Below are 9949 nucleotides of genomic sequence, written 5' to 3'. Positions count from 1 at the left end.
GGGCGGACCACGAAAATCCACGCGCTGAGCGACCCTGACTGCAGACCTTGCGCATTTCATCTCACTCCAGGCCAGGACGCTGATATTGCCGCAGCGCCAGCCCTTTTGGAACTCGCGCCACCCATGTTTGCCCTCATTGGCGACAAAGGGTACGACGGCGACGGCTTTCGAGCCGAAATCGTCGATCGTGGTGCCAAGCCCGTCATTCCAAACAAATCCAACAGGGTCACTCTCCACAGCTTCAGCAAACGCGCCTACAAGGGGCGCAACGTCATCGAGCGCTGTTTCTGCCGCCTCAAGGATTTCAGGCGTGTCTCAACTCGCTACGACAAACTAGCCAGGAACTTCTTGGCTGCCATCCATCTCGCCGCCATCGTTGCCTATTGGATCAATTGAGTCCGAGCCCTAGTTTTCTACACCAATCGCATTCTCAACCCCGCCATTGTCATCATCGAGGTCTTCGTCAACGTTTACGTCCTCCTCATCAATCTGAAGGGCGTGCGGGTGGTTTGGAGACGAGTGTTTCCCATCTTGCTCGGGCTCTTGCCGGGCGTTGCGCTCGGCGGCTATGCCTTGACCTCGCTTCAGCCGGGCTGGATCAAATTCGCCACCTACACGATCATTCTGCCCCTGATCCTGCTGCAAGCTGCGGGTTGGCGCCGTCCTATCGGAGCAAGCTGGCTGATCGGCCTGCCATTCGGGTGGATGCTGGGCGTTCTCTATTCGCTGACGACAATCTCCGGGCCTCCCATAGCGATGCTGTTTAAACAACCAGGGCTTGGTCAAACACGAATTTCGCGCCGGCCTAGCGCTGGTTCGCGTGGTGGAATCGAGCGTTACCGCCTTCGTCTATTATCAGCTCGGCTTGTTCATTTACGAAAGCGGCAGCTTGCTCTATGTTTTTGTACCGAGTGTCATGCTTGGCGTCCCGCTGGGGTCCTACGTCATTCGCCGGCTTGATGCGGAGATATTCCGACGCATCTGTATGAGCTTTGATGCTTGGATCGTGGGCTTCGGCTTGTCACGGGTGCTGATTGAGCTCGATCTAGTGCAGAGCGCCTGGGCTTATAGCGTGATGGCGGCGGCGATACTGATCGATCTCTGCCTGCTATACTTGTTCTTTACAACGCACAATCCAATCTCATCTCGGCGAACTGCGGATATAAGCACCTGAACGATGCCGGCGGGCAACTCGGTATCGAATGCGCGCGCGTCCTGGACCTGATCGACGCCGCCCTCTTCGGCGGCGATGATGATGGCTTGCAAATCTGGTTGATTGCTCCAGACGGCCCAGCCCACCGCCGCCGGGAACCCGGGACACAGGACAGCCCTGATGCCGCCATGCTACTCGAAGTGGCTGTTGCCGGCGGCGACACGCTGGCCCAGAACAAACGAACTGAGGCCCAATGGCTGCGCGGGAACCATCTGGCGGCCGGAAACCAGGGACGAACGAATATCAAAACCATCGGGGCCGACATTAACCGCTTGCGCGTGGTAGCGGAGCTCGTTGTAGTGATCTCTTGAGACAGCGCCGCCACTCGTGATGAGAGCTTCCGATTGTGCAAAGTTGTCGGAAAAAGGACGGCCGTGTTAGCGCCAACTGCATAGAGGCCTGGGGCGCCGTCGGCTTTGTAGGCGTTGCGACAAGCATGCTGAGCGTTGCGATTTGGCTGTCGCAGACCAGCAAAAATCATTGCCCTCGTGTGGCCAGCTCATCCGGGAGAGATTGGCCGAAACACCGCCATCCCCAGGGGCTCGACGATCACCCCTACTTGTCGCTCTCCGTGTGACGCAGTTCAGCATTTGTGACGGCATCGCATTTGCAGGGATGAAGAACGTCAACTTGAGGCCATCATCGTCGAGCCGCGCGTCGCTTGCAGGCGACGCACGCAGGATGAGGGGCGCCGCGCCCGCGAGTCCGTTCTCTCAGGAGCGTCCGTGATACCATGTGCCAATTTGTCTGCCGGCCTGCTTGGGACACGCCTGACATTTTTTGTGGCCGGATTCGGCCTCGCGGCCTGGGCGCCTTTGGTGCCACTCGCCAAGGAGCGGCTCGCGGCGGATGACCGCATGCTTGGTCTACTGCTGCTCTGTCTCGGAACGGGATCTGTCGTCGCGATGCTTTTGACCAGCGTGTTGAACTCGCGGTACGGCAGCAAGCCCATTATCCTCGCGGGTGGACTTGGACTCGCGATCATTCTGCCGTGCCTTGCAATTTCCGACACACCTGTAAGGCTCGGTGCCACGCTATTTGCTTTCGGCGTTTCACTCGGCTCGATCGATGTAGCAATGAACATCCACGCGATTGAACTGGAGCGCGCCACGGGCCGTCTATTGATGTCCGGCTTCCACGCTCGGTACAGCATTGGGGAAGTCACCGGCTCTGCCGCGGTCACCTTGTTAGTCTCCCTGCAGTGTGGCTCGCTTCTCTCGACGTTGGTCTGTTCGGCATTAGTAACGATCGCGATTGTGACGGCCTGGCCGAGGTTGCTGGCGACGGGTTCGAGACAGCAGGGGCCATTATTTGTCTTGCCCCACCGCAGTGTGTTGCTCATAGCGGTGCTCGCGGGTATCACCTTTCTTGTAGAAGGTGCAATGCTCGATTGGAGCGCTTTGCTTCTCGTTGAACGAGATCTTCTCGCGGAGGCGCACGGGGGCATTGGTTATATGCTCTTCTCAATCGCCATGGCCGCAGGGCGTCTCAGCGGAGATGCCGTGGTGGCGCGAATCGGCGACCGTGCCACATTGATGCTCGGGACTGTACTAATGGTAACAGGCTTTTTGGCCGTGGTAGCCGCGCCCGTTGCGTTGATTGCTATGGCAGGGTTCCTGCTTATCGGATTGGGTATTTCAAATGTTGTACCCATACTGTGTCGACGCGCCGGCAAACAGAACGTGATGCCAGCAGGCATAGCGATAGCGGTCATCACGACAGGCGGCTACGCGGGTATACTCGTCGGGCCGGCCGGCATCGGGCTCATCGCACACATATTTGGCTTGCCAATGGCGTTCGGGATGTTAGGCGCGCTCATGTCCATCGTGATGCTGTCGGCGAGGATGATGACCGACCATCGCTAAGGCATTGGTCAAGAGGAAGGGAGCGCCGGTTCGCTCCGGCTAGTGATCGCCCGTCGGCGGTTGAGATTTAGAGTCGATGAGCTCTCAACTGCTGGCAGCACGTCTCGATCTGATCTTTCCTTTTCCTGCAAGTCGGCAGGGGTTCTTGGCGGCGAACTGAGGGCAGCTGTTGACAATGAACGTTCGTCAACTTGCGAAGCAAGATTGATCGTTACGTGAGCGGCGAGTCTGCTAGGACGGACGTTCACCGCCGGGCGATCGTGGGATCGCCCCTTATCCGGGAACAAGCGAATCACTCTGGTGCCGTCCGTCGCTGTCAGCCCGATACGCCCGATATGCCAGCTGAATGCCATCCTTTAGCGAAGTCGTGGCGCGCCAGCCGAGCCCAGACAGCCGACGCACGTCGAGCAGCTTGCGTGGCGTGCCGTCCGGGCGCGACGTATCGAAGCTGATCTCACCGCGAAAACCGACGGCGGCTGCGATCATGAGTGCGAAGTCGGCGATGCTGATGTCCTCGCCGCTACCAATATTGACCAGTTCCGACGAGGAATAGGTCTTCATCAGATGGATGCAGGCATCGGCGAGATCATCGACATAGAGGAATTCGCGGCGCGGCGTGCCGGTGCCCCACACCACGACGTTGCGGCTGCCCGAAATCTTGGCCTCGTGGAAGCGGCGGATCAGCGCGGCGACGACGTGGCTGTATTCGGGGTGATAATTGTCCCCGGGGCCGTAGAGATTAGTCGGCATCACGCTGATGAAATCGGCGCCGTACTGGCTGCGATAGGCCTCGGCCATCTTGAGGCCGGCGATTTTGGCGATGGCATAGGGTTCGTTGGTCGGTTCCAGCGGGCCGGTCAATAACGAATCCTCTCGCAGCGGCTGAGGCGCCAAGCGCGGATAGATGCAGGAGGAGCCGAAGAACATCAGCTTCTCGCACCCATTGGCATGCGCCGCCTGGATGACGTTGCTCGATATCGCCAGATTGTCGTGCAGAAACTCGGCGCGCAGCGTGTTGTTAGCGACGATGCCGCCGACCTTCGCGGCGGCGAGGAACACGGCTTGCGGCCGCTTCGCGGCAAACCAGGCGTTCACCGCGGCCTGGTCGCGCAAGTCGAGCTCGCTGCGCGGCACCGTCAAGAGATCGGCCTGTTCGCGTGCTAGCCGGCGCATCAGCGCCGCGCCGACCATGCCGCGATGGCCCGCAACGAAAACCGTCTTACCCTTCAGTTCAAACGACGTGCTTGCCATTGGTCGCATCCTGCTTGGCTTCAACGAGATCGCTGGCGACCATTTCCTTCACCAGTCGCGAGAACGGCGTCTTCGGAGCCCAGCCGAGCTTGGCGCGCGCCTTGCTGGCGTCACCGATCAGGAGATCAACCTCGGTCGGACGGAAATAGGTCGGATCGATCTGCACCAGGGTCTTGCCCGAGGCCTTGTCCACGCCGACCTCCTCGACGCCCCTGCCGCGCCATTCGATGCTGCGCCCGACCTCGGCAAACGCCACCTCGACGAACTCGCGGACCGACCGCGTCTCGCCGGTCGCCAGCACGAAGTCGCCGGGCTCGTCGACCTGCAGGATCCTGTGCATGCCATCGACATAGTCGCGGGCATGGCCCCAGTCGCGCTTGGCGTCGAGATTGCCGAGATAGACCGTGTTCTCGAGGCCGACCTCGATGCGGGCGACGGCGCGGGTGATCTTGCGCGACACGAACGTCTCGCCGCGGGTCGGGCTCTCATGGTTGAAAAGGATGCCGTTGCTGGCGAAAATGCCATAGGCCTCACGGTAGTTCACCGTGATCCAATAGCCATAAAGCTTGGCGACGCCATAGGGCGAGCGCGGATAGAATGGCGTGGTTTCCTTCTGCGGCACCTCTTGCACGAGCCCGTAAAGCTCCGAGGTCGAGGCCTGGTAGAACCGCGTCTCCTTTTCCATGCCGAGGATGCGGATCGCTTCCAAAAGGCGCAGAACGCCGATTGCGTCGGCGTTGGCGGTGTATTCCGGGCTCTCGAAACTGACATGGACGTGGCTCTGGGCGGCCAGGTTATAGATCTCGGTCGGCCGGATCTGCTGCACCAGCCGGATCAGATTGGTCGAATCCGTCATGTCGCCATAGTGCATCAGGAACGGCACACTGCCGGCATGCGGATCCTGGTAGAGATGATCGACGCGCGCGGTGTTGAACGAGGACGATCGGCGCTTGATCCCGTGCACGTCGTAGCCGAGACCGAGCAAATACTCGGCGAGATATGCTCCGTCCTGCCCGGTGACGCCGGTGATCAGCGCAACGCGTCGCTTTGAGTCCTGAACCGTCATGGTCTCTCGTAGTTTCGCCGGAAAGAAAAGCCCTGTGAAACGCGTGAAGTCTAGATGCGCAAGCCCGCTCCACCCGCAATTTGAGGAAAGCGATCGTTATGTCCAGTCATACACATCAGCTAGGAAAGCACACTATATACATTGTTTTAAATCGGACTGGATTGTGTGAACGCATTGATCTCCAAAACATCAAAGTCAATTAACGCTCGCATCCTGGCTTATATCTCTGACGATCCTAAGTAGGCGAGATGCATGCGATCGCGGTTGCGAGCGCAAGGGCGCGCTTGTCCGGGCTATATCTCCAACGAGATAGAAGCTGACCATCTGTGTTCCTATCTAACCTCAGGCGCAAGTACGCATACGCGTGGTCTCGTCACGGCTTGCGAGAGCGACGAGCTGGAGCCGCAGTCATCGATGCATTTGCCCGATGACGGGATGCAAGCAAGCGTACAGTCAAGCTTGCACGCCAATTCGTAGTCAAGAAAGTTAACTTCCGGACAGAACACCCGGTCTTCGCGGTCGATTCATCGCCCGTGATCAGCGCTGTTGCCAATGTCAAGCTCGCGGCAGGCAGTGGAGCGGTCGACACAAGACAAGATGAGAAAGAGTAGTAAACGTTGGTATAGATGCTCCAACGTTTCGATATCGAAAGTTTACGCTCGTACAATAGAGCTTCGCTGCCAATCGTCTAATCTCGATGAGCGTAACTTGCCTTGGTTCGAGTATGATGGGCCTCCTAAATCCAAGCCGGCAAAATGTTTCAGGTAGAACAGAACAATTCAAGCTAGAGCTGCTGCGCAGTTTGTACTCGATCGGCAGCCAAAAGCGGAATGTAGTCGGCCGAAGCGATGATGGCTGAAGGAGGTCTAACTCACGCTTGCGAATGCGGAGGCGATACAGGCGGCCGCGAAAAAGCCCGAACTTGACGCCTGTTACCATCGGGCAGGCGATTTCATGATCGGATTCCTGTAGGCGGGATCTCGGGCCCCTTGAACTTGGGCTGCATTGATCGATATGTGTGGAATTGTTGGCATTTTGGGGCGTGGTCCGGTCGTTGGCCAGTTGGTCGCGTCGCTCAAGCGATTGGAATATCGTGGCTATGACTCCGCAGGCCTCGCGACTCTCGAAGGTCTCCGTATCGAACGCCGGCGCGCTGAAGGTAAGCTGAGAAACCTTGAAGAGCAGCTGCGCTATTATCCGCCGTTGGGTCATACCGGCATCGGTCATACCCGCTGGGCGACTCATGGAAAGCCGACCGAGAGCAATGCTCACCCGCATGCGACAGAAAATGTCGCGGTCGTTCATAACGGGATCATTGAGAATTTCCGCGAGCTGCGAGCCGAACTGGAGCGGAATGGAGCCCACTTTAACTCAGAGACAGACACGGAGGTGGTGGCGCATCTCGTCGAATCTTATCTCAACAGGGGCTACTCGCCGCGGGATGCGGTACAAGCGTCACTGCCACGGCTGCGCGGTGCCTTCGCGCTGGCATTCCTTTTCAAAGCCCACGATGATCTTTTGATCGGTGCGCGTAAGGGGTCGCCCCTTGCGATCGGACATGGTATCGGCGAAGTGTATCTAGGATCGGACGCGATTGCGCTCGCGCCTTTGACCGACACCATCACCTATCTTGAAGACGGCGACTGGGCCGTGCTTACCCGCACGATGTGCGTGATTTATAGCGCAGACGGATCTGTCGTCCAGCGGGAAACATCAAAGTCTGGCGTATCGTCACTCCTTGTGGACAAAGCGAATTATCGCCACTTCATGGCCAAGGAAATCCACGAGCAGCCGACAGTGGCCGGCAAGACATTGGCGCATTATTTCGACATGGCGGCCGAGCGCGTCGCCCTGCCGGTCACATTGCCGTTCGACTTTAAATCCGTTCAGCGCATCTCAATTACCGCGTGCGGGACTGCAGGCTATGCCGGGCACATCGCCAAATACTGGTTCGAGCGGCTGGCGCGCTTGCCTGTCGAGATCGATGTAGCGTCCGAGTTCCGCTATAGGGAGGCGCCTTTGCGCCGGGGCGATCTCGCGATCGTCATCTCGCAATCGGGCGAAACCGCTGACACGTTAGCTGCACTGCGATACGCCAAGGACCAGGGCGTGCACACGATATCTGTGGTCAACGTCGCGACGTCGACGATTGCGCGCGAGAGCGAATCCGTTCTGCCGACGCTGGCGGGGCCGGAAATCGGCGTCGCCTCCACCAAGGCATTTATCTGCCAGCTGATGGTATTGGCGGCGCTTGCCGTCGCAGCAGGCAAAGAGCGCGGTAAACTGTCTGAGATCGATGAAACGAGGCTCGTGCGTGAGCTTATCGAAGTGCCGCGGTTGATTGCTGCGGCGCTGTTGATCGAGCCGCAGATCGAGAAGCTCGCGCGTTATATCGCCGATTCAAGGGACGTGCTCTATCTCGGTCGTGGCACATCGGCCCCCTTGGCGTTCGAGGGCGCACTCAAGCTGAAGGAAATAGCTTATATCCACTCACAAGGTTATGCCGCCGGCGAGCTCAAGCACGGACCGATCGCACTGATCGATGAGGCCGTGCCTGTGGTGGTGATCGCACCTTATGACGATGTCTTCGAGAAGACCGTCTCGAATATGCAAGAAGTTGCGGCTCGGGGCGGCAAGATCATCCTGATCACCGATTCGAAGGGTTCTTTGGAAGCGACGGTGGACACACTCATGACCATTGTGCTGCCTGAGATGGTCGCACGCTTTACGCCGATGGTCTATGCCATTCCGGTACAACTCTTGGCTTACCATACCGCTCTCGTAAGGGGCGCGGACGTGGATCAGCCGCGTAATCTAGCAAAATCGGTGACTGTGGAATGAGGCTACAGTGTTATGTCGGTCCTTGAGGCCACGAATCGCCTGGGCGAGCTCAGAAAGAGAACGATCCCGGTATCACAGGTCAATCATAGACCGATCCAGACCGATGAGCAGCAGTCAGCCCTGCTTGCGTCATCATCGTCTACCGACTAACGTCCTGGGAGCGAGCGTTACCTTCCTCTTGTTCGAGCCGAACGGTCGATAACAAGTGGAAATTCCGGATAATTGGAAGATCGAAGTCAGCTCTCGGTTACCAGCCCGCGATCTGCTTTGCAGGGCCAAATCAGCCTGAAGCCACAAAAGATACTCTCTAACTCATCCTCCCACCTCGCCGATGTCGACGAACAAGTCCGTGCACAACAGCTTCGGGCCGCTCCGTCGCAGCTTATTCACTGGCGGCGCATACGCGCGACAACTTACTTTTCCCGATTGCCAGCATCCGCGCGATGTCGGGCACGTCGAGCATGCACTTCGACCCCGGGGACGATTGCTCAGGATTAGCAGTCCAGTTTGTCCCTTCGATCGCGCGTGGCAGGGGTTCACGCAATCCGGTTGGGCCACACGCGCCACCGCGGTTCTCCGACCTGATACGTGTCATCAAATGGATCGTTAGATAACTGACATTCCCGCGCAAGGTGAGGGCCCAAAACCAAGTGCAGGGGGCGCCGCACCGGAAGGACGCGGCGCCCCTGGCTGTATATGCGGCAGGCGAGTTCTATTGGCCACTGTCTGATCCAGCGACAGTCACCCGCTCGTATAGCAGGATGGACTAGCCTTGCGACGACGTTGGATTAGCACGACCGCCAAATCCGGTTGGTGGGCCAGCGATCGCATCGGGTTCCTTCCGCGGAGCTGCAGATCGGGTTGCCAGAAGAACCGGTCCTCATAATCGGCACGGGAATTGCTGTCCCCTCGTCGAACGACTGCTGTCAACGCGCCCCTGGGAGTGTGGCGCCTTAGGGCAGCCTCACCATTTCTATCGTTTGAACCCTCGCACCGAGACTACGAGTGTGCAGCCGCAAATCTCAGAGCCACAACCTCAACGACGCAATCGTGGTGAGGTGGCTTACTAGGCTCCGTTCGCCACACGGCAAGGAGGAACGAGAGAAATGTGGCCGAAGTCGATCTTCACAATCAAGAAGTCTTGGATCCGCTGATTGGGCAATGCCAGCAACTGGTAAGGGAAGTGGCAATTCCCTACCACTGGGAGGTGCTAAACGATCGCAGTCCCGGGGCGATACCGAGCCACGCGGTAGAGAACTTCCGCGTTGCCGCCGGACGTGCGAGGGGCGAGTTTCACGGCGCGGTCTTTCAGGATAGTGACGTCGCAAAATGGCTTGAGGCGGCTGCATGGTCGCTATGCCAGACACCAAATCCAGAGCTGGAGAAAGCGGCCGATGAGCTCATTGAATTGATGGCGGCCAGTGGCGACGGCTATCTCAACACCTATTTCATACTGAACGCGCCTCAGGAGCGCTGGACCAACCTAGCGGAGTGCCACGAACTTTATTGCGCGGGGCACTTGATTGAAGCAGGTGTCGCGTTCTTTCAGGCAACTGGCAAACGGCGATTGCTGGAGGTCGTTTGCAGGCTTGCTGACCACCTCGGGACAGTTTTTGGCCCAGAGCGCGATCAGTTGTACGGCTACGAACGCGGCACGGAGCCGCACTTCTACGACATGCTCAATTCCCAATAAAGGAGCTCCTCGGAGGTGTT

At 58.5% G+C, this 9949-nt stretch carries 9 protein-coding genes; 6 read left to right on the top strand and 3 right to left on the bottom strand.

All coding sequences use genetic code 11. The annotated features are described in order from the left end of the window. Window positions 1–396: IS5 family transposase (locus I6F36_RS33885; protein ID WP_225172937.1), on the top strand; the 396-nt coding region annotated here is incomplete at its 5' end. A 9-nt stretch (window positions 397–405) separates the two neighbouring features. On the opposite strand, the gene I6F36_RS33880 is transcribed toward I6F36_RS33885, so the two are convergent. Continuing rightward, complete coding sequence (locus I6F36_RS33880; protein WP_225144470.1) at window positions 406–786, bottom strand: hypothetical protein; 381 nt, start codon at window positions 784–786, stop codon at window positions 406–408. On the opposite strand from I6F36_RS33880, the gene I6F36_RS33875 reads away from it, so the two are divergent. The 3 genes from I6F36_RS33875 (at window position 779) to I6F36_RS33865 (ending at window position 3078) form a co-directional block, all read left to right on the top strand. Next, window positions 779–1174: a hypothetical protein gene (locus I6F36_RS33875; RefSeq protein ID WP_225144471.1), complete on the top strand. Its 396-nt coding sequence runs from the start codon at window positions 779–781 to the stop codon at window positions 1172–1174. The genes I6F36_RS33880 and I6F36_RS33875 overlap by 8 nt on opposite strands. 167 nt (window positions 1175–1341) lie before the next feature. Next, the gene (locus I6F36_RS33870) at window positions 1342–1524 is read left to right on the top strand and encodes a hypothetical protein (RefSeq protein WP_225144472.1); all 183 of its coding nucleotides are present in this window, start codon (window positions 1342–1344) and stop codon (window positions 1522–1524) included. 414 nt (window positions 1525–1938) lie between these two features. Then, window positions 1939–3078 carry an MFS transporter gene (locus I6F36_RS33865; protein ID WP_225144473.1) on the top strand — a complete coding sequence of 380 codons (1140 nt, stop codon included), beginning with the start codon at window positions 1939–1941 and terminating at the stop codon, window positions 3076–3078. Between the two features lie 273 nt (window positions 3079–3351). Here the strand turns inward: I6F36_RS33865 and I6F36_RS33860 are convergent, their stop codons facing one another. Then, window positions 3352–4329 (bottom strand): GDP-L-fucose synthase, encoded by a 978-nt coding sequence (locus tag I6F36_RS33860; protein ID WP_275945323.1) that lies wholly within the window; start codon window positions 4327–4329, stop codon window positions 3352–3354. Next, window positions 4310–5395, bottom strand: a complete 1086-nt coding sequence (gmd, locus tag I6F36_RS33855) for a GDP-mannose 4,6-dehydratase (RefSeq protein WP_225144474.1) — start codon at window positions 5393–5395, stop codon at window positions 4310–4312. The genes I6F36_RS33860 and gmd overlap by 20 nt, the downstream gene beginning before the upstream one ends. A 1014-nt stretch (window positions 5396–6409) precedes the next feature. Here gmd and glmS point away from each other — a divergent pair. Continuing rightward, the gene (gene glmS, locus I6F36_RS33850; protein WP_225144475.1) at window positions 6410–8236 is read left to right on the top strand and encodes a glutamine--fructose-6-phosphate transaminase (isomerizing); all 1827 of its coding nucleotides are present in this window, start codon (window positions 6410–6412) and stop codon (window positions 8234–8236) included. Between the two features lie 1108 nt (window positions 8237–9344). Beyond that, window positions 9345–9929 carry a beta-L-arabinofuranosidase domain-containing protein gene (locus I6F36_RS33845; RefSeq protein ID WP_225144476.1) on the top strand — a complete coding sequence of 195 codons (585 nt, stop codon included), beginning with the start codon at window positions 9345–9347 and terminating at the stop codon, window positions 9927–9929. The last annotated feature ends 20 nt before the right edge of the window (window positions 9930–9949 follow it).

Source organism: Bradyrhizobium sp. BRP19, assembly GCF_020194195.1.
GTDB classification, from domain to species: Bacteria; Pseudomonadota; Alphaproteobacteria; order Rhizobiales; family Xanthobacteraceae; genus Bradyrhizobium; species Bradyrhizobium yuanmingense.
Note: the sequence above shows the minus strand (reverse complement) of the source record. Positions and strands in the feature narration are given on the sequence as shown.

Excerpts from the sequence above, each read along its gene's own strand:
- I6F36_RS33870 (WP_225144472.1), top strand. The coding sequence starts at position 1,342 with ATGCTACTCGAAGTGGCTGTTGCCGGCGGCGACACGCTGGCCCAGAAC.
- I6F36_RS33860 (WP_275945323.1), bottom strand. The coding sequence starts at position 4,329 with ATGGCAAGCACGTCGTTTGAACTGAAGGGTAAGACGGTTTTCGTTGCG.
- gmd (WP_225144474.1), bottom strand. The coding sequence starts at position 5,395 with ATGACGGTTCAGGACTCAAAGCGACGCGTTGCGCTGATCACCGGCGTC.
- glmS (WP_225144475.1), top strand. The coding sequence starts at position 6,410 with ATGTGTGGAATTGTTGGCATTTTGGGGCGTGGTCCGGTCGTTGGCCAG.